The organism is Rhizobacter sp. P2_D12, assembly GCF_056404395.1.
Window position 1 is genome coordinate 1 of record NZ_JBFUEB010000080.1, and the last position, 18,985, is coordinate 18,985.

Here is an 18,985-nt window from a genome sequence, read left to right on the forward strand (position 1 = left end):
GGCCTGGGCGAGGGCGGGCTGGGCCTGAGCGGCGGCGAGGCGCGCCGGCTGGCCCTGGCGCGTGCGCTGCTGGACCCGCGCTGCCGCCTGGTCCTGGCCGACGAGCCGACCGCGCACCTCGACGATGCCACCGCCGGCCTGCTGATCGAGCGGCTGCTCGAGGCGGCCGCCGGCCGGACGCTGATCGTCGCGACGCACGACCCGCGCCTGGTCCGCCGCATGCACCGCGTGCTGTGCCTGGATGCGGTGGCGCCTGCGCCGGCGCGCGAGGTGGCGGCATGAAGGCGGCCGGGCTGTGGGCCGGCGCGCCGTGGCGGCGCCTGGCGGCGGGCGCGGCGCTGGCCGCGTTGACCGTGCTGTGCGGCCTGGCCTTGCTGTCGCTGTCGGGCTGGTTCGTCACGCTGGCGGCGCTCGCGGGGCTGTCGGTGTCGGGCGCGCTGGCGGTCAACGTCTTCACGCCATCGGCGGCGATCCGGCTGCTGAGCCTGCTGCGCACCGGGGCGCGCTACGGCGAGCGGCTCGTCACGCACGACGCGATGCTGGCGGCGCTGGCGGGCCTGCGGCTGCAGCTGTTTCGCCGCTGGTCCGGGCGCGGCACCGAACGCCGGCTGCAGATGAAGCCGGCACGGCTGCTGTCGCGGCTGGGCAGCGACGTCGATGCACTCGACGGCGTCTACCTGCGGCTCGCGGTGCCGCTGGCCAGTGCACTGGCCGTGGCCCTCGCGGTCGGGGTGGGGCTCGGCGCGCTGGCGGACCCTGCGGTCGGCCTGGCGAGCGGGCTCGCGCTGGCCGCCCTTGCCGCCGGGTTGTGCGCGGTGCTGCCGCGGGCCGCGCGCTCGCCGAGCCTGCGGCGTGCCGTCGCGCTCGAGGCGCTGCGTTCTCGCACGATCGACCTGGCGAGCGCGCAGGCCGAGTGGCTGATGGCCGGTCAGGTGGCTGTGCAACGGCAGCTCGCGCTGTCCGCCGAGCAGCGCCTCGCGCGCGCCGACGACCGGCTGAACCGCATCGACGTCGCGTCCGGTGCGGCCCTGTCGCTGGCCGGCAGCGCGCTGCTGGCCGCGATGCTGCTGGCGGTCGCGGTGCTGGTCGACGCCGGCCGCCTGGGCCTGCCGCTGGGCGCGTTGGCGCTGTTCGCGGCGCTGGCCGCGATGGAGCCTTTCGACAGCCTGCGCCGCGGCGCGATCGATGCCGCGCGCATGCGCTGGTCGCTGCGCCGGTTGGCCGCGGCGCCCGACGCGGCGGCCCCCGACGCCGTGCCCGCTCTCGCATTGCGCCCCGGCGAACGTGTCGCGCTGATCGGCGCCAGCGGCAGCGGCAAGTCGATGCTGCTGAACCGCTGCGCCGGCGCGCACGCCAGCCACCTGCTGCAGCGCAGCGAGCTGTTCAACGACACGCTGCGCGAGAACCTGCGCCTGGCCGACCCGCAGGCCGGCGACCTGCGGCTGTGGGCCGCGCTCGACGACGCCGGCCTCGGCGACGTGGTGCGCGCGCTGCCGTTGCGCCTGGACACCCGGCTCGGCGAAGGCGGCAGCGGCCTGTCCGGCGGCCAGCGGCGACGCCTCGCGCTGGCCCGTCTGCTGTTGCAGGACCGTCCGCTGTGGCTGCTCGACGAACCCACCGAAGGGGTGGACGCCGGCACCGCGCGCGACGTGCTGGCGCGCCTGGCCGTGCTCGCGCACGGGCGCACGCTGCTGGTCGCCACCCACCTGCAGCGCGAGGCGGCGCTGGCCGACCGGCTGCTGGTGCTGGCGCACGGCCAGGTCGTGGCCGACCTGCAGCGCGGGACGCCGGCCTTCGACACCGCGCTGGCCGCGCTGCGTCCCGACTGACCCACCCCTGAAAGCCCGCCATGGACCTCGACATCGTTGCGCTCTCCCGCCTGCAGTTCGCGATGACGGCGCTGTACCACTTCCTGTTCGTGCCGCTGACGATCGGGCTGTCCATCCTGCTGGCCATCATGGAGACGGTCTACGTGATGACCGGCCGGCCGATCTGGCGCCAGATGACGAAGTTCTGGGGCACGCTGTTCGGCATCAACTTCGCGATCGGCGTCGCCACCGGGTTGGTGATGGAGTTCCAGTTCGGCATGAACTGGAGCTACTACAGCCACTACGTCGGCGACGTGTTCGGCGCGCCGCTCGCGATCGAGGGGCTGATGGCCTTCTTCCTCGAGGCCACCTTCGTCGGCCTGTTCTTCTTCGGCTGGGACCGGCTGTCGCGCGTGGGCCACCTGGTCGCGACCTGGGCGGTGGCGCTCGGCTCCAACTTCTCGGCGCTGTGGATCCTGATCGCCAACGGCTGGATGCAGAACCCGGTCGGCTCGCGCTTCAACCCGCAGACCATGCGCATGGAGGTGACGAGCTTCTTCGACGTGCTGTTCAACCCGGTCGCGCAGGCCAAGTTCGTGCACACCGTGTCGGCCGGCTACGTGACGGCCTCGGTGTTCGTGCTCGGCGTGTCGGCCTGGTACCTGCTGCAACAGCGCCACGCCGGCATCGCGAAGCGCTCGATGACGGTGGCGGCCTCGTTCGGGCTCGCGTCGGCGCTGTCGGTGGTGGTGCTGGGCGACGAGAGCGGCTACCTGTCGACCGAGCACCAGAAGATGAAGCTGGCCGCGATCGAGGCGATGTGGCACACCGAGCCGGCGCCGGCCGCCTTCACCGCCTTCGGCTTCCCCGACCAGGCGGCGCGCGAGACGCACTTCGCGGTGCACGTGCCGTGGGTGATGGGGCTGATCGGCACGCGCTCGCTGACCACCGAGATCCCCGGCATCACCGAACTGGTGGCGCTGGCCGAGAAGCGCATCGCGCAGGGCCAGCGGGCGTACCAGGCGCTGCAGCAGCTGCGCGCTCTGCCGCCCGGCACCGCGCCGCCGCCCGCGCTGCAGCAGGCCTTCGACGAGAACGCGCCGCAGCTCGGCTATGCGCTGCTGCTGCGGCGCTACGTCGACGATCCGCTGCAGGCCACGCCGGCGCAGGTGGCGCAGGCCGCATGGGACACGGTGCCGCCGGTGCTGCCGCTGTTCTGGTCGTTCCGCATCATGGTCGGGCTGGGGATGTTCTTCATCGCGCTGATGGCGGTCTTCTTCGTGCTGTCGGCGCGGCGCCGGCTCGACCGCCATCGCTGGCTTCTGAAGCTGGCGGTGTTCGCGATCCCGCTGCCGTGGGTGGCCGCCGAGCTGGGCTGGATCGTCGCCGAGCTGGGCCGCCAGCCGTGGATCATCGAGGGCCTGCTGCCCACCGCCGCGGCGGTGTCCGACCTGGGCGCGATGACGGTGCTGCTGACCCTCGTCGGCTTCACGGCCCTCTACACCGTGCTGCTCGTGATCGAGATGGGCCTGATGCTGAAGGCGATCCGCCAGGGGCCGCAGCCGGACCTGTCGCCCGAGGTGCCGCTGCAGCACCCGGTCGCGCTGAACCCGCCAGCCCAAGGAGCCTCGTCATGACCCTGCACACCCTGCTCGACTACGAGACGCTGCGCGTCGCCTGGTGGCTGCTGCTCGGCGTGCTGCTGATCGCGTTCGCCATCACCGACGGCTTCGACCTCGGTACCGGTGCGCTGCTGCACCTGGTGGCCAGGACCGACACCGAGCGCCGCATCGTCATCAACAGCATCGGCCCGGTCTGGGAAGGCAACCAGGTGTGGCTGATCCTCGGCGGCGGCGCGATCTTCGCGGCCTGGCCGCCGCTGTACGCGGTGTCGTTCTCCGGCTTCTACCTGGCGATGTTCGCGATCCTGTTCGCGCTGATCCTGCGGCCGGTCGGCATCAAGTACCGCGGCAAGCGCGACGGCCTGGCGTGGCGGCGCAACTGGGACATCGCGCTGTGCATCGGCGGCGCGGTGCCGGCCGTGATCTTCGGCGTGGCGGTCGGCAACGTGCTGCAGGGCGTGCCCTTCGTGCTCGATGCCGACCTGCGCATCCGCTACGAGGGCACGTTCCTCGGGCTGCTGAACCCGTATGCGCTGCTGTGCGGCGTGCTGTCGCTGGCGATGGTGGCGATGCACGGTGCGTCGTGGCTGGTGCTGAAGACCGGCGGCGAGGTCGCGCGGCGGGCGCGCAGCTGGGGGCAGGCGGCGGCCGGCGCGGTGATCGTGCTGTATGCGCTGGGCGGCGTGGCGCTGTGGGGGGCGGTCGACGGCTACCGCATCACGAGCACGGTCAACCCGGGCGGGCCGTCGAACCCGCTGTTCAAGACCGCGGCGCGGGCGCCGCAGGCGTGGTTCGACAACCTCGCCGCGCACCCGGCGCTGTGGGGCGTGCCGCTGCTGGGGTTCATCGGTGCGGCGGCGGCCTTCGCTGCGCTGCGTGCCGGCCGCGGTCTCGCGGCGCTGGCCGCCGGCGCGCTGTCCATCGCCGGCATCATCGGCTCGGTGGGGGCGGCGATGTTCCCGATGATCCTGCCGTCGTCGCGCGACCCGCGCTCGAGCCTGACGGTGTGGGATGCTTCGTCCAGCCACCTGACGCTGTTCATCATGCTGGTGACCGCGCTGGTCTTCGTGCCGCTGATCGTGGCCTACACCGGCTGGGTCTACCACGTGATGCGCGGAAAGGTCGATGCAGAATCGATCGCCAAGCCGGGCGGCCACGCCTACTGACGAAACACGAAGGGAGAGAACGCCATGTGGTATTTCGCCTGGATCCTCGGGCTGTCGCTTGCCGCGGCCTTCGCGGTGCTGAACGCGATGTGGCTGGAGCTGGTGGACGACGACGCGGGCACGCCGCAATGACGGTGCCGTCGCTGAGGGACGTCCCCGAGCGCTTCGACAGCGAGCGCCTGACGATCCGCTGCCCGCGCCCCGGCGACGGGCCGCTGGTGCATGCGGCGGTGCTGGCCTCGCTCGATTCGCTGCGCGAGTTCCCGGCCTCGCTGCCGTGGGCGATGGCCGAGCCGTCGATCGAGACCTCGGAGCAGTTCTGCCGCGAAGGGCAGGCCCACTACCTGATGCGCTCGATGCTGCCGATGCTGCTGTTCCTGAAGGGGACCGAGACGCTGGTGGGGTGCAGCGGGCTGCATGCCTTCGACTGGGCGGTGCCCAAGTGCGAGATCGGCTACTGGGGGCACACCGGGTTTCGCGGGCAGGGGCTGGTGACCGAGGCGGTGCGCGCGATCACGCAGCTGGGGCTCGCGACGCTGGGCATGCGCCGCATCGAGGCGCTGCCGGACCCGGGCAACCGGGCCAGCTGCCTGGTGTGCGAGCGCGCCGGGTATGTGCTGGAAGGGACGCTCAGGAATGACCGCATCGCGCCGGATGGGACGCTGCGGGATTCGTGCGTGTATGCGGTGCTGAGTTGAAAGGACTTCCGAGATGAAGACGACGACTCGGGCGCGGGTCATTGCTGCCGCGACCTGCCTGCTCACTCCCTTGCTCTGTCACGCGCAGCTTTCCCCGCCGCTGGTCTCGCCGAGCCCGGTGACCCAGCGGATCAGCGAGCCGTTCGGGTCCGCGGCGCCCGACGACAACCCAAGCTCTATGGCGATGAACATGGATCTGGATACCCATCATCGATGCAGCAGATCGTGGAGACACCGGAGCGCAAGTACTTCTGGCGCGAGTGCATTGGATCGGCACGGATGCGCCGCAGGACCACCATGCCGCGATTCGTTGGTATGAGCGCGCAGCCGGCAGCGGCAGTGAGATCGCGGGCGGAGCCGGTTCAGCCAATGACAGGAAGGGTGTCCGTGCTCTTCTGGCGGAACTCGCTGGAGCCGGAAACCCGACGGCCGCGTTGCTGCTGGCGCAAGACCTGGCCGGCGGTGTGCACGGACCGCGAGATCCCGATGGCGCAATGCATGCCGGATTTGCGCAACGCTGGAAAGCCGTGACCCTCAGCGTGTAGCGGCAGAGGCGGCGGCGCCGCTGGCGATCGGTGCCTCGCCGGCATCGCCGCGCAGCCTGGCGCGTTCGCGCAGGTAGGCATCGTGGTCGGGCAGCGGCGTGGTCTGCGGTACGGCGCGACCCTCGGGCTGGCGTGCCGCGTTGTTCGCGCCCTGCCGCATGCCTTCGTACATGCTGCGGTCCCACGACGCACAGGCGGTCAGGGCCAGGCACAGCGGCATGGCGGCGAGGGCACGAGGGGTCATGGAAAGCCTCCGGGCAGGCTGGAATGAAATTATTGTAAAACAATAATTTCAAAGAACCACCCGATGGCGCCCGGCTACGTCAACACACGCATCGACGACATCGGGAACCGGCTGTGCCGCACCGTCCAGTCCACGCTCGGTTCTGCACTGAAGTGGATGCAGCCGCGCTGCACGCAGGCCTGGTAGTCGCGCAGCGAGAGCGTGGCCGTGGGTCGTTCGCCTTCGGCCTGCCAGACGATCTTGACCCACAGCGCACCTTCGATCACCCAGCACGCACCGGCTGGGATGKTGCGCGGCCCCTGCTCGGTGTGCACCTCGAACCCTGCAATGACCGTCCCTCGTTTCATCGCGAACCTCCTGTGTGGGTGCCGCCCGGGATTCATGGCCCCGGGCGATGCTTCACTGTAGGGAACGGTTTCAAGCCGCCTTGTCGGCACTGTCCGAGCGCTCTGTAGGACATTGCCTCGACCGGCGGGCAGGAGATCGCTCAAGCCACGAGCGTCGCTTCCAGCGAAATGTCCGCCTTGAACAACTTCGACACCGGGCAGCCGGCCTTGGCCTTGGCCGCGAGTTCCTGGAAGGTCGCGTTGTCGGCGCCCGGCACCTTGGCATTGAGCGTCAGCTGCACCGCGGTGATCGCGTAGCCGCCGTCGACCTGTTCGAGCTTGACCTTGGCGGTGGTGTCCATTTTCTCGGCGCGCAGCTTGGCTTCGCCGAGGATCAGCGACAGGGCCATCGTGAAGCAGGCCGCGTGGGCGGCGCCCAGCAGTTCCTCGGGGTTGCTGCCGGGCGTGCCTTCGAAGCGGCTGGAGAAGCCGTAGGGATAGTCCTTGAGGGCGCCGCTCTCGGTCGAGATCGAGCCCTTGCCGTCCTTGATGCCGCCGGACCATTGGGCCGAACCTTTGCGCTGGATTGCCATGCGGATCTCCTTGGGGGTGTGTGGAGGCCGCAGCGTAGCGCGTGAGGGCAAGTCCCCGCCAGCGTGTAGCCGGATGCCAATCCGGGGTTTCTGTTCCTGCGCTTGCGCGCGGGCAAAGGCACGGGCGGGCAGGCTGGTGCGCGCCGGATGGAGCGGTCGTCGCCCTGGCGGGCGATGACTCCCCTGCGCTGGCTGCCCGCCCGCACCTTTGCGGAGCCGGCGTCGTTGTTCGGAGATCCCGGATACCAACTCCGGATCGCGTCACAAGGCAGAGCAAGCGCGCAGCGACGACCGGGGGCTGTATCAGTAGTGCAGCCAGGCAGCAACGCCCAGCGCGATGCCCAGCGTGCTGATGCCGTACACCGCGTACTCCGTCCAGCGCCGCTTGGTCAGCAGCGCGATCGCCGCCATCGCGATCGAGATCGACAGCGCGGTGGTCGCCTGCGCCCAGCGGTGGTGCTGGTGCATCTGCTCCTCGCTCTGCTTGTCGAAGGCGGTCGACTCATCTTCCAGCTTCTTGGCCGCCGTCATGATCTCGGCCTTCTCGGTCTTGTAGCGCTTGATCTCTTCGGCGTAGAACGCGCGCCGGCCCTCGGGCGCCAGCTCGACCGCCAGCTCGGCCAGGTTCTGCTTGCTGCTCTTGGCCTGGTAGTAGTTCCACTGGTTCGACGCCTCGGTCTTCTTGATCGCGGCGTCGTTCTTGTAGAGCCCCGCGTTGGCCTGCGTCGCGCCGCCCATGTACGAGAAGATCGCGCCGACCGTCGCGAGGATCGCGGTGATCACCGCCAGCTGGCCGGCATGGCCGTCGGGGTTGTGCTGGGCCGCGTGCTCCAATTCGTGGTCGTGCGGGCCATGGACGTGGAAACCGTGTTCGGACATGTCATCCTCCTCGTTGTTGTGGCGACGTGGTGCGGCGGTAGGTGACCCAGCGGTAGCGCAGGCCGCCCTCGCTGGTCTGGAAATCGCCGGGCTCGGCGCTGAACTGCGCACGGTCCCAGGCGGGGAAGAAGACATCGGCGTCGAAGTCGGCGTCGATCTCGGTCAGGATCAGCTCGTCGGCCAGCGGCAGCGCCTCGCGGTAGATCTCGCTGCCGCCGATCACGAAGGCCTTGGGCACGTCGCGCACCAGCGCGAGGGCCTCCGCCAGCGAGCCGGCACGCTCGGCGCCCGCGGCCTGCCAGTGCGGGTTGCGGGTGATCACGATGTTGCGGCGCCCGGGCAGCGGGCGGCCGATCGAATCCCAGGTCTTGCGGCCCATCAGCACCGGCGCGCCGAGCGTGGTGCGCTTGAAGAACTTCAGGTCTTCGGAGATGTGGCACAGCAGCGCGTTGCCGCGGCCGATCGCACCCTGGCGGGCGACGGCGGCGATCACGCAGAGGAGCGGTCGTGAAGGGGGCGTGGGCGTCATGGGCAGCGATTGTCGCCGCGGCGGGCGGGCGCTTTGTGTCAGCCCGGCATCGCCGCATCCCGTCCATTCGTCAGGTGCTGCTGCATCAGCTGCTGCACCTTGGCGTCATCGCGCGCCTTCAGCGCGGCCATGATCCGGCGATGCTCCTTCAGCGAGGCGTCCAGCCTCCCCTGCTTGAACAGCGAGTGGTGCCGGTTCAGCTTCATCACCTTGCGCAGGTCGGTCACCAGCTGGTGGCGCCAGCGGTTGCCGGCAATCTCGAGCAGCCGCAGGTGGAACTGCTCGTTGGCCCGGAAGAAGGCATCGCGGTCGGCCACGCTGTCTTCCAGCGCCTGGTGCAGCGCCTGCAACTCGCCCAGCTGCGCATCGGTGGCGCTGCGCGCGGCCTCTGCCGCGGCATCGCTCTCGAGCAGCGACAGCAGGTGGAACACCTCGGCCAGGTCGCGCTCGGAGACCTCGGTGACGTAGGCGCCGCGGCGCAGCTTCATCGTCACCAGGCCCTCGGCCGCCAGCACCTTCAGCGCCTCGCGCAGCGGCGTGCGGCTGATGCCGTACTCGGCCGTCAGGGCTTGCTCGTCGATCCAGCTGCCGGGCGCCAGCGTGTGCGCCATGATGCGCGCACGCAGCCGCTCGGCCACCTGCTCGTAGAGCGCCTGGGTGGCCGGCAACGCCGCGCTGGAAGAAGAAGCTCTGGACATATAATTCAATTTTGAATTATGGACGACGCTCGCCGGGTCGTCCAGCGGAGACGGCCCATGCCTGACGACACGCTGTTGAATTCCGATGCCTTGCCCGCGTGGCAGAAGGCCGCGGCCAGGTCGGCGCCGGGCGGCCGGGTCGATGCGCTCGACTGGGTGACGCCGGAGGGCATCCGGGTCAAGCCGCTGTACACCGCGGCCGACACGCGCGGGCTGCCGTACACCGACACGCTGCCCGGCTTCGCGCCCTTCGTGCGCGGGCCGCAGGCGACGATGTACGCGGTGCGGCCGTGGACGATCCGCCAGTACGCCGGCTTCTCCACCGCCGAGGCCTCGAACGCGTTCTACCGCAAGGCGCTCGAAGCCGGCGCGCAGGGCGTCAGCGTCGCGTTCGACCTGGCCACGCACCGCGGCTACGACAGCGACCATCCGCGCGTGACCGGCGACGTCGGCAAGGCGGGCGTCGCGATCGACAGCGTCGAGGACATGAAGATCCTGTTCGACGGCATCCCGCTCGACAAGGTGTCGGTGTCGATGACGATGAACGGCGCGGTGCTCCCGGTGCTGGCCGGCTACGTGGTGGCGGCCGAGGAGCAGGGCGTGCCGCAGGAGCAGCTGAGCGGGACCATCCAGAACGACATCCTCAAGGAGTTCATGGTCCGCAACACCTACATCTTCCCGCCCGAGCCGAGCATGCGGGTGATCGGCGACATCATCGCGTACACCGCGAAGAAGATGCCGAAGTTCAACTCGATCAGCATCAGCGGCTACCACATGCAGGAGGCCGGCGCGAACCAGGCGCTGGAGCTGGCCTTCACGCTGGCCGACGGCAAGGAGTACGTGAAGACGGCACTGGCCAAGGGGCTGGACGTCGACGAGTTCGCCGGGCGGCTGAGCTTCTTCTGGGCTGTCGGGATGAACTTCTACCTCGAGGTGGCCAAGATGCGCGCGGCGCGGTTGCTGTGGTGGCGCATCATGACCGGCTTCGGCGCGAAGAACCCGAAGAGCCTGATGCTGCGCACGCACTGCCAGACCTCGGGCTGGAGCCTGACCGAGCAGGACCCGTACAACAACGTCGTGCGCACGACGATCGAGGCGATGGCGGCGGTGTTCGGCGGCACGCAGAGCCTGCACACCAATGCGCTCGACGAGGCCATCGCGCTGCCCACCGACTTCAGCGCACGCATCGCGCGCAACACGCAGCTGATCATCCAGGAAGAGACGCACATCACGAGCGTGGTCGACCCGTGGGCCGGCAGCTACATGATGGAGAAGCTGACGCAGGACATGGCGGACGCGGCCTGGGCGTTGATCGAGGAGGTCGACGCGATGGGCGGCATGGTGAAGGCGGTGGACAGCGGCTGGGCCAAGCTGAAGATCGAGGCCAGCGCGGCCGAGAAGCAGGCGCGCATCGATTCGGGCCGCGACGTGATCGTCGGCGTCAACAAGTACAAGCTGAAGCAGGAGGATCCGATCGAGATCCTCGACATCGACAACCACGCGGTGCGCGAGAACCAGCTGAAGCGGCTGGCCCAGGTGCGCGCGGCGCGCGATGCGGCGGCGGTGCAGCGCACGCTGGCGGCGCTGGGTGCGTGTGCGGCCGGCGGCGAGGGCAACCTGCTCGCGCTCGCGATCGACGCGATCCGCGCGCGCGCGACGGTGGGCGAGGTCAGCGACGCGCTCGAGAAGGTCTGGGGGCGCCACCGCGCCGATACGCAAAAGGTGACCGGTGTGTATGCAGCAGCCTATGACAGTGCCGAGGGATGGGCCAAGCTCCAGCAGGAGATCGCCGAGTTCGCGCAAGAACAGGGACGCCGCCCGCGCGTGATGATCGCCAAGCTGGGGCAGGACGGGCACGACCGCGGCGCCAAGGTGGTGGCGACGGCGTTCGCCGACCTGGGCTTCGACGTCGACATGGGGCCGCTGTTCCAGACCGCCGAGGAATGCGCGCGCCAGGCGATCGAGAACGACGTGCACGCGGTGGGCGTCAGCACGCTGGCGGCGGGGCACAAGACGCTGGTGCCGGCGATCATCGAATCGCTGAAGGCGCAGGGCGCGGACGACATCATCGTGTTCGTCGGCGGCGTGGTCCCGCGGCAGGACTACGACTTCCTGTACGCGGCTGGCGTGAAGGGGATCTACGGGCCGGGTACGCCGATCCCGGCCAGCGCGAAGGATGTGCTGGAGCAGATCCGCAAGGCAGTGGCGGGCTGAGCGCGAGTCCTTGTGAAGCCGTTCTTCGTCTACATGCTGCGCTGCGCGGATGGCAGCTTCTATGTCGGGCATACCGATGAGCTGGAGCGCCGTGTCGCGCAGCACCAGGCGGGCGAGATTCCCGGGTACACGCATGAGCGGCGGCCGGTGGAACTCGCGTGGATGCAGGAGGTGGCCACGCGGGATGAAGCGTTGGCCGGCGAGTTGCGCGTGAAGGGGTGGAGCCGGGCGAAGAAGCAGGCGCTGATCGACGGGGATTGGGCGCGCGTGTCGGCGTTGGCGCGGTCCGGGCAGGGGCTTCGACAAGCTCAGCCCGGCCMTTCGACAAGCTCGGGGCGAGCAGGGGGGAATGCCGTTCGCCCTGAGCCTGTCGAAGGGTCTGCACCGAGCGGCACGGGGCTTCGACAAGCTCAGCCCGGCTCTTCGACAAGCTCAGGGCGAGCGGGAGGGGATGCCGTTCGCCCTGAGCCTGTCGAAGGGCCCGCGCATGCCGATGCCTCCCTGCTCCAAGGCGTCCTCGCCCACCAGCGACGCGCCATTGCCAAGTCCATCACCCTGCTCGAATCCACCCGCCCCGACCACCGCCTGCGCGCCGATGCGCTCCTCAACGCGCTGCTGCCCCACACCGGGCGCGCGCTGCGCCTGGGCATCTCCGGCGTTCCCGGCGTCGGCAAGTCGACCTTCATCGAGGCCTTCGGCCTGTTCCTGATCGCGCAGGGCCACCGCGTCGCCGTGCTCACCGTCGATCCGTCGTCCACCGTCTCCGGCGGCTCCATCCTCGGCGACAAGACGCGCATGGAGCAGCTGTCCGTCAACGACGCCGCCTACATCCGCCCCAGCCCCTCGTCCGGCACCCTCGGCGGCGTCGCCGAGAAGACCCGCGAAGCCATGCTCGTCTGCGAGGCTGCCGGCCACGACGTCGTGATCGTCGAGACCGTCGGCGTCGGGCAGAGCGAGACGGCGGTCGCCAGCATGACCGACCTGTTCGTGCTGCTGCAGCTGCCCAACGCCGGCGACGACCTGCAGGCGATCAAGAAGGGCGTGATGGAGCTGGCCGACCTGGTCGTCATCAACAAATCCGACCTCGATTCCGTCGCTGCGACGCGCGCCGAGGCCCAGATCACCAGCGCGTTGCGCGTCTTCAGCTTCCACGGCCGGCCCGGCCAGGCACCGCCTGCGCGCGTGATGCAGGTGAGCGCGCTGAAGGCCCAGGGCATCGCCGACTTCTGGCAGCGCGTGCGGCAGTTCGCCGACGAGCGCCGCGCCAGCGGCGAGTTCGACAAGCGCCGCCGGCACCAGGCGCAGGCCTGGATGTGGGACCTGATCCACGCCCGGCTGCATGCCGACTTCAAGCGCCACCCGCGCGTGCACCATGCACTGCCGGGCCTCGTCGACGACGTCAACGCGGCCCGCGTCGCACCGTCGTCGGCCGCGCACGCATTGCTGCGCCTCTTCACATCCGAAGCATCCGAAAACCCCTCCGGAGACACCTGACATGCACGACATCCTCGAACAACTCGAAGCCAAGCGGGCGCTGGCCCGGCTGGGCGGCGGCGACAAGCGCATCGCGGCGCAGCACGGCAAGGGCAAGCTGACCGCGCGCGAGCGCCTCGAGCTGCTGCTCGACGAAGGCACCTTCGAGGAATGGGACATGTTCGTCGAGCACCGCTGCCACGACTTCGGCATGGCCGACAACAAGGTCCCCGGCGACGGCGTCGTCACCGGCTACGGCATGATCAACGGCCGCCTGGTGTTCGTCTTCAGCCAGGACTTCACCGTCTTCGGCGGCGCGCTCTCCGAGGCCCACGCCGAGAAGATCTGCAAGGTGATGGACCAGGCGATGAAGGTGGGCGCGCCGGTGATCGGCCTGAACGACTCGGGCGGCGCGCGCATCCAGGAGGGCGTGGCCTCGCTCGGCGGCTATGCCGAGGTGTTCCAGCGCAACGTGATGGCCTCGGGCGTGGTGCCGCAGATCAGCATGATCATGGGGCCGTGCGCCGGCGGCGCCGTCTACTCGCCGGCCATGACCGACTTCATCTTCATGGTGAAGGACAGCTCGTACATGTTCGTCACCGGCCCCGAGGTCGTGAAGACGGTGACGCATGAAGAGGTGACGGCCGAGGAACTGGGCGGCGCCGCCACCCACACCAGCCGCAGCGGCGTGGCCGACCTGGCGTTCGAGAACGACGTCGATGCGCTCGCGATGCTGCGCCGGCTCTACAACTACCTGCCGCTGAACAACCGCGAGAAAGCGCCGGTGCGGCCGAGCAACGACCCGGCCGAGCGCATCGACCTGTCGCTGGACACGCTGGTGCCCGACAACCCGAACAAGCCCTACGACATGAAGGAGCTGATCGTGAAGACCGCCGACGACGGCGACTTCTTCGAGCTGCAGCCCGAGTACGCGAAGAACATCATCATCGGCTTCTGCCGCATGGAGGGCCAGACGGTGGGCGTGGTCGCCAACCAGCCGCTGGTGCTGGCCGGCTGCCTGGACATCAAGAGCAGCATCAAGGCGGCGCGCTTCGTGCGCTTCTGCGATGCGTTCAACATCCCGGTCGTCACCTTCGTCGACGTGCCGGGCTTCATGCCGGGCACGAGCCAGGAGTACGGCGGCATCATCAAGCACGGCGCCAAGCTGCTCTACGCCTACGCCGAGTGCACGGTGCCGAAGATCACCGTGATCACGCGCAAGGCCTATGGCGGCGCCTACGACGTGATGAGCTCCAAGCACCTGCGCGGCGACGTCAACTTCGCGTGGCCGAACGCCGAGATCGCGGTGATGGGTGCGAAGGGCGCGGTCGAGATCATCTTCCGCGACGAAAAGGGCGATCCGGCGCGGCTCGCGGCGCGCGAGGCCGAGTACAAGGCCAAGTTCGCCAACCCGTTCGTCGCCGGGGCCCGCGGCTTCATCGACGACGTGATCCAGCCGCACGAGACGCGCAAGCGCATCTGCCGCTCGCTGGTGATGCTGCGCAACAAGAAGATCGAGAACCCGTGGCGCAAGCACGGGAACATCCCGCTGTGAGGAGCGCCAAGATGTTCACCAAGATCCTGATCGCCAACCGCGGCGAGATCGCCTGCCGCGTGATCCATACCGCGAAGAAGATGGGCATCCAGACGGTCGCCGTCTACTCCGATGCCGACCGCGATGCGCGCCACGTCGAGCTGGCCGACGAAGCCGTGCACATCGGCCCGGCGCCGTCGCGCGAGTCCTACCTGGTGATGGACAAGATCATCGCCGCCTGCAAGGAGACCGGTGCGCAGGCCGTGCACCCCGGCTACGGCTTCCTCAGCGAGAACGAGGAGTTCGCGCGCCGTGTCGAGGAACAAGGCATCGTCTTCATCGGCCCCAAGCATGCGTCCATCGCCGCGATGGGCGACAAGATCGCGTCGAAGAAGCTGGCCGCGGCCGCCAAGGTCAACACGATCCCGGGCCACAACGCCGCCATCGACACCGCGCAGCACGCGGTCGAGATCGCCCGCGGCATCGGCTACCCGGTGATGATCAAGGCGAGCGCCGGCGGCGGCGGCAAGGGCCTGCGCGTCGCCTTCAACGACAAGGAGGCGCTCGAGGGCTTCACCGCGTGCCAGAACGAAGCCCGCAACAGCTTCGGCGACGACCGCGTCTTCATCGAGAAGTTCGTCGAGGAGCCGCGCCACATCGAGATCCAGGTGCTGGGCGATGCGCACGGCAACACCGTCTACCTGTGGGAGCGCGAGTGCTCGATCCAGCGCCGCCACCAGAAGGTGATCGAGGAGGCGCCCAGCCCCTTCCTCGACGAGAAGACCCGAAAGGCGATGGGCGAGCAGGCGGTGGCGCTCGCGAAGGCGGTCAACTACCAGTCGGCCGGCACGGTGGAGTTCGTGGTCGGCAAGGACAAGGGCTTCTACTTTCTCGAGATGAACACCCGGCTGCAGGTGGAGCATCCGGTGACCGAAGGCATCACCGGGCTCGACCTGGTGGAGCTGATGATCCGCGTGGCGGCCGGCGAGAAGCTGCCGTTCACGCAATCGCAGATCCGGCGCGACGGCTGGGCGATGGAGTGCCGCATCAACGCCGAGGACCCGTTCCGCAACTTCCTGCCGTCCACCGGTCGGCTGGTGCGCTACCTGACACCGGCGCAGCAGGGCGGCGTGCGCGTGGACACCGGTGTCTACGAGGGCGGCGAGATCCCGATGTTCTACGACTCGATGATCGCCAAGCTGATCGTGCACGGCACCGATCGCGCGGACGCGATCGCGAAGATGCGCGAGGCGCTGAACGGCTTCGCGATCCGCGGCATCAACTCGAACATTCCGTTCCAGGCGGCGCTGCTGGCGCACCCGAAGTTCGTCGCCGGCGACTTCAACACCGGCTTCATCGCCGAGCATTTCCCGAAGGGCTTCTCGGCCGACCTGGTGCAGCACGACGACCCGATGTTCCTGCGCGCGCTGGCCGCGATCGCGAACCGGCAGCACCTGGAGCGCGCGGCGCGCATCAGCGGGCAGATGCCGGGGCACGAGTTCCAGGTCGACGAGGATTTCGTCGTCGTCGTGCCGCTCGGCGAAGGGCGCAGCGAGCGCACCGCGCTGACGGTGCGACCGCAGGGCGGGGGCTACGAGGTGCGGGTCGGCGAGGCGCACTACCTGGTCGAGTTCGATTCCAACCTGCGCGACCTGGTGATCCACGGCCATTGCAACGGCAAGCCCTTCGTCGCGCAGATCGAGCGGCTGGGCCTGCCGTACCGCGTGTCGCACGATGGCGCGTCGATCGAGGCCCGGGTGCTGGCGCCGCGCGTGGCCGAGCTGCACGCGCTGATGCCGTTCAAGGCGCCCCCCGACCTGTCGAAGTTCCTGCTGTCGCCGATGCCGGGGCTGCTGGTCGACGTCGCGGTCGTGCCCGGCCAGCAGGTGCGCGCCGGCGAGCGGCTCGCGACCATCGAGGCGATGAAGATGGAGAACATCCTGGTGGCCACGCAGGACGGCGTCGTGGCCGAGGTGTCGGCGGCCAAGGGCGAGAGCCTGGCCGTCGACCAGGTGATCATCCGGTTCGAATGAAACGATGCCAATCCGGGATTCAAGGACCTGACATGACCGCACGCCCCTTCAAAGTCCTCGGCATCCAGCAGGTCGCCATCGGTGGCCCGAGCAAGGACCGCCTGCGCACCCTCTGGGTCGACAAGCTCGGCCTCGAGGTCACCGGCAACTTCGTCAGCGAGCGCGAGAACGTCGACGAGGACATCTGCGCGATGGGCCGCGGCGCGTTCAAGGTCGAGGTCGACCTGATGCAGCCGCTCGACCCCGACAGGAAGCCCGCGGTCCACACCACGCCGCTGAACCACGTCGGACTGTGGATCGACGACCTGCCGCGCGCGGTGGAGTGGCTCACGGCCAACGGCGTGCGCTTCGCACCCGGCGGCATCCGCAAGGGCGCGGCCGGCCACGACATCTGCTTCGTGCACCCGAAGAGCAACGACGAGTTCCCGGTGGCGGGCGAGGGCGTGCTGATCGAGCTGGTGCAGGCACCGCCGGAGATCGTCGCGGCGCTGGGCTGAGCGCCGGGTTTCGTTTGTCAAACCTTGACCCGGGATCGTTCCGTCAAGACTTGCTCAAGCCTTCGTCATGACGGCCGGCGCGCCGGCCGGTCAAATCGCCGGTTTGGCCGTGCCCGTGCCCTCGCGATGACGATGAACACCGATGAACTCCTGGCTGCGGCGGAAGTGCTGCTGTCGACCAGCACCCGTTTCGGGGATCTGCCGGTGCATGACGACGACGCCGTGGCCGCGTCGCTGCAATGCATGCTCTCGGCCCTCATCCTGACCAAGGTCGCCAAGCACCTGCTGGCCGGCGTCGAGCCGTCGACCGCGCTGCGCCTGGCTGCTCTCGGCACGGCGCAGATGCAGCAGCAGCGGGTCGCCACCGTGGCGATGCTGGCGCGCCTGATGCGCGATGGCCAGGACGCCGACGCCTGAGCTGCGCCGGCGGGCCTGCCCGCGATCGTCACGCCGGCGCGGGGTATGAACGCCGCACGCGCCAGTGACATTCCTTCCCGAAACATCCTCAAGTCCGGGGCCAGGCCGGACGATATGGCGGACAGGAAATGGAGTCGCCATGAGAAAGTTCGCAGATTTGGGGATCGGTACGCGCCTGGCGGTGGGTTTCGCCGCGGTGACGACCCTGCTCGTGGCCGTTGCCGCCATCGGCTTCAGCGGCATCGAGGTCGTCGACGACCACGCCGAAGTGATCCTGCACGACCGCTACGCCAAGGTGGCGCTGGCGCACACCATCGAGAACGAGGTCAACCGGCAGTCGCGGGCGCTGCGCACCGCGCTGATCGCCTCGGATGCGGCCATCGCCCGCGCCGAGCTGGCCAAGCTGGAGCAATCCGCGCCCGTGGTCGCCAAGGCCGTCGAGCGCCTGGAGGCGACCATCCATACCGACAAGGGCAAGGCGGCGCTGCAGGCGATGGAGCAGGCGCGCAATGCCTTCAAGGCGCGCGAGCACGAGGTGGTCGAGATGATCCGGGGCGGCAAGATCGAGGACGGCCGCAACCACCTGGTCGCCGCGGTCCTGCCGGTGCAGAACGCCTACCTGGCGGCGATCGAGGCCTTCGCGCAGACGCAGGTCGACGGCATGGAGCAGTTCGGCGAGGAAGCGGCCCGCACGGCGCACCGCGCGGGGATGCTGCTGGTATCGCTGTCGGTGCTGGCCGCCGTGCTGGCCGCCGCCATCGGCGTCTGGCTCACGCGCTCGATCACCGTGCCGATCTCAGAGGCGGTGCAGGTCGCGCGCACCGTGGCCGCGGGCGACCTGAGCTCGGTGATCCGGGTGCGCAGCCGCGACGAGACCGGCCAGCTGATGGCGGCGCTGCAGTCGATGAACGACAGCCTGGCCGGCATCGTCAGCCAGGTTCGCCAGAGCAGCGATTCGATCGCGACCGGCTCGACGCAGATCGCCAACGGCAATGCCGACCTGTCGCAGCGCACCGACGAGCAGGCGTCGAACCTGCAGCAGACGGCGGCCTCGATGGAGCAGATCACCGCGACGGTGCGGCAGAGCGCCGACGCGGCGAACGCGGCGTCCGAGCTGGCGAACACCGCCAGCGTCGCGGCCACCCGGGGCGGCGGCGCGGTGGCCGAGGTGGCCCGCACGATGCAGGACATCACCGCGAACTCGCGCCGCATCGAAGACATCACCGGCGTCATCGACGGCATCGCATTCCAGACCAACATCCTGGCCTTGAATGCGGCCGTCGAGGCGGCACGGGCCGGCGAGCAGGGCCGCGGCTTCGCGGTCGTCGCCGGCGAGGTGCGCACGCTGGCGCAGCGCGCCGCGACGGCGGCCAAGGAAATCAAGCAGCTGATCGGCGAGAGCGTCCGCTGCGTCGAGACCGGCGCGCAGCGTGTCGGCGCGGCCGAATCGACGATGGGCGAGATCGTCGGCCACGTGAAGGAAGTGGCTCAGCTGGTTGCCGGCATCGGCACCGCGACGCGCGAGCAGACCACCGGCATCGGGCAGGTCAGCGATGCGGTCAGCCAGCTCGACCAGGTGACGCAGCAGAATGCCGCGCTGGTCGAGGAATCGGCCGCGGCGGCCGACAGCCTCAGCCAGCAGGCGTCGCGGCTGGCCGAGGTGGTGCGCACCTTCAGGTTGGCGGCCTGAGACGCGGCTCGCGGCGATC

19 protein-coding genes and 2 pseudogenes are annotated in these 18,985 nt (G+C 69.6%); 15 read left to right on the forward strand and 6 right to left on the reverse strand.

Translation table 11 applies throughout. The features are described from left to right. The 7 genes and pseudogenes from AC1DYN_RS23230 to AC1DYN_RS23260 all read left to right on the forward strand — a co-directional run. A pseudogene (locus AC1DYN_RS23230) lies at positions 1-282 on the forward strand (thiol reductant ABC exporter subunit CydD); the annotation flags it as partial. Next, complete coding sequence (locus AC1DYN_RS23235) at positions 279-1,829, forward strand: ATP-binding cassette domain-containing protein (RefSeq protein WP_477963484.1); 1,551 nt, start codon at positions 279-281, stop codon at positions 1,827-1,829. The pseudogene AC1DYN_RS23230 and the gene AC1DYN_RS23235, both read left to right, overlap by 4 nt. Before the next feature lie 20 nt (positions 1,830-1,849). After that, entirely contained in the window at positions 1,850-3,445 is a 1,596-nt protein-coding gene (locus tag AC1DYN_RS23240) for a cytochrome ubiquinol oxidase subunit I (RefSeq protein WP_477963485.1), read from the forward strand. Continuing rightward, positions 3,442-4,596: a cytochrome d ubiquinol oxidase subunit II gene (gene cydB / locus AC1DYN_RS23245; protein ID WP_477963486.1), complete on the forward strand. Its 1,155-nt coding sequence runs from the start codon at positions 3,442-3,444 to the stop codon at positions 4,594-4,596. Before AC1DYN_RS23240 ends, cydB begins: the two co-directional genes overlap by 4 nt. A 24-nt stretch (positions 4,597-4,620) precedes the next feature. Next, positions 4,621-4,728, forward strand: coding sequence for a cytochrome bd-I oxidase subunit CydX (gene cydX / locus AC1DYN_RS23250; RefSeq protein ID WP_477963487.1), 108 nt, complete (start codon positions 4,621-4,623; stop codon positions 4,726-4,728). After that, on the forward strand, positions 4,725-5,294 hold the full coding sequence (locus AC1DYN_RS23255) for a GNAT family N-acetyltransferase (protein ID WP_477963488.1): 570 nt from the start codon (positions 4,725-4,727) through the stop codon (positions 5,292-5,294). Before cydX ends, AC1DYN_RS23255 begins: the two co-directional genes overlap by 4 nt. Positions 5,295-5,507: 213 nt before the next feature. Further along, positions 5,508-5,825 (forward strand): hypothetical protein, encoded by a 318-nt coding sequence (locus tag AC1DYN_RS23260; protein ID WP_477963489.1) that lies wholly within the window; start codon positions 5,508-5,510, stop codon positions 5,823-5,825. Positions 5,826-5,828: 3 nt separating this feature from the next. On the opposite strand, the gene AC1DYN_RS23265 is transcribed toward AC1DYN_RS23260, so the two are convergent. The 6 genes from AC1DYN_RS23265 to AC1DYN_RS23290 all read right to left on the reverse strand — a co-directional run bounded on the left by AC1DYN_RS23265 (position 5,829) and on the right by AC1DYN_RS23290 (position 9,108). Continuing rightward, positions 5,829-6,083, reverse strand: coding sequence for a hypothetical protein (locus AC1DYN_RS23265; protein ID WP_477963490.1), 255 nt, complete (start codon positions 6,081-6,083; stop codon positions 5,829-5,831). A 74-nt stretch (positions 6,084-6,157) separates the two neighbouring features. Continuing rightward, entirely contained in the window at positions 6,158-6,430 is a 273-nt protein-coding gene (locus AC1DYN_RS23270; RefSeq protein ID WP_477963491.1) for a hypothetical protein, read from the reverse strand. Between the two features lie 140 nt (positions 6,431-6,570). Then, positions 6,571-6,996, reverse strand: a complete 426-nt coding sequence (locus AC1DYN_RS23275; protein WP_477963510.1) for an OsmC family protein — start codon at positions 6,994-6,996, stop codon at positions 6,571-6,573. A 309-nt stretch (positions 6,997-7,305) separates the two neighbouring features. Next, a complete protein-coding gene (locus AC1DYN_RS23280; protein WP_477963492.1) occupies positions 7,306-7,881 on the reverse strand; it encodes a DUF4337 domain-containing protein in 576 nt (191 codons plus the stop codon). Position 7,882: 1 nt separating this feature from the next. Next, positions 7,883-8,410, reverse strand: a complete 528-nt coding sequence (locus AC1DYN_RS23285; protein WP_477963493.1) for a dihydrofolate reductase — start codon at positions 8,408-8,410, stop codon at positions 7,883-7,885. A 38-nt stretch (positions 8,411-8,448) separates the two neighbouring features. Then, positions 8,449-9,108, reverse strand: a complete 660-nt coding sequence (locus AC1DYN_RS23290; protein ID WP_477963494.1) for a GntR family transcriptional regulator — start codon at positions 9,106-9,108, stop codon at positions 8,449-8,451. Positions 9,109-9,165: 57 nt separating this feature from the next. Between AC1DYN_RS23290 and scpA the strand changes: the two genes are divergently transcribed. The 8 genes and pseudogenes from scpA to AC1DYN_RS23330 all read left to right on the forward strand — a co-directional run bounded on the left by scpA (position 9,166) and on the right by AC1DYN_RS23330 (position 18,966). Further along, entirely contained in the window at positions 9,166-11,322 is a 2,157-nt protein-coding gene (gene scpA, locus AC1DYN_RS23295; RefSeq protein WP_477963495.1) for a methylmalonyl-CoA mutase, read from the forward strand. Positions 11,323-11,355: 33 nt separating this feature from the next. Next, positions 11,356-11,547: pseudogene (locus tag AC1DYN_RS23300) on the forward strand (GIY-YIG nuclease family protein); the annotation flags it as partial. Between the two features lie 276 nt (positions 11,548-11,823). Next, positions 11,824-12,816: a methylmalonyl Co-A mutase-associated GTPase MeaB gene (gene meaB, locus AC1DYN_RS23305; protein WP_477963511.1), complete on the forward strand. Its 993-nt coding sequence runs from the start codon at positions 11,824-11,826 to the stop codon at positions 12,814-12,816. 1 nt (position 12,817) lies between these two features. Next, complete coding sequence (locus AC1DYN_RS23310) at positions 12,818-14,350, forward strand: acyl-CoA carboxylase subunit beta (RefSeq protein ID WP_477963496.1); 1,533 nt, start codon at positions 12,818-12,820, stop codon at positions 14,348-14,350. A gap of 11 nt (positions 14,351-14,361) precedes the next feature. Beyond that, positions 14,362-16,362 carry an acetyl-CoA carboxylase biotin carboxylase subunit gene (accC, locus tag AC1DYN_RS23315; RefSeq protein WP_477963497.1) on the forward strand — a complete coding sequence of 667 codons (2,001 nt, stop codon included), beginning with the start codon at positions 14,362-14,364 and terminating at the stop codon, positions 16,360-16,362. A gap of 32 nt (positions 16,363-16,394) precedes the next feature. After that, complete coding sequence (locus AC1DYN_RS23320; RefSeq protein WP_477963498.1) at positions 16,395-16,859, forward strand: VOC family protein; 465 nt, start codon at positions 16,395-16,397, stop codon at positions 16,857-16,859. Between the two features lie 126 nt (positions 16,860-16,985). Continuing rightward, positions 16,986-17,276 carry a hypothetical protein gene (locus AC1DYN_RS23325; protein WP_477963499.1) on the forward strand — a complete coding sequence of 97 codons (291 nt, stop codon included), beginning with the start codon at positions 16,986-16,988 and terminating at the stop codon, positions 17,274-17,276. Between the two features lie 139 nt (positions 17,277-17,415). After that, entirely contained in the window at positions 17,416-18,966 is a 1,551-nt protein-coding gene (locus tag AC1DYN_RS23330) for a methyl-accepting chemotaxis protein (protein WP_477963500.1), read from the forward strand. Positions 18,967-18,985 lie beyond the last annotated feature (19 nt).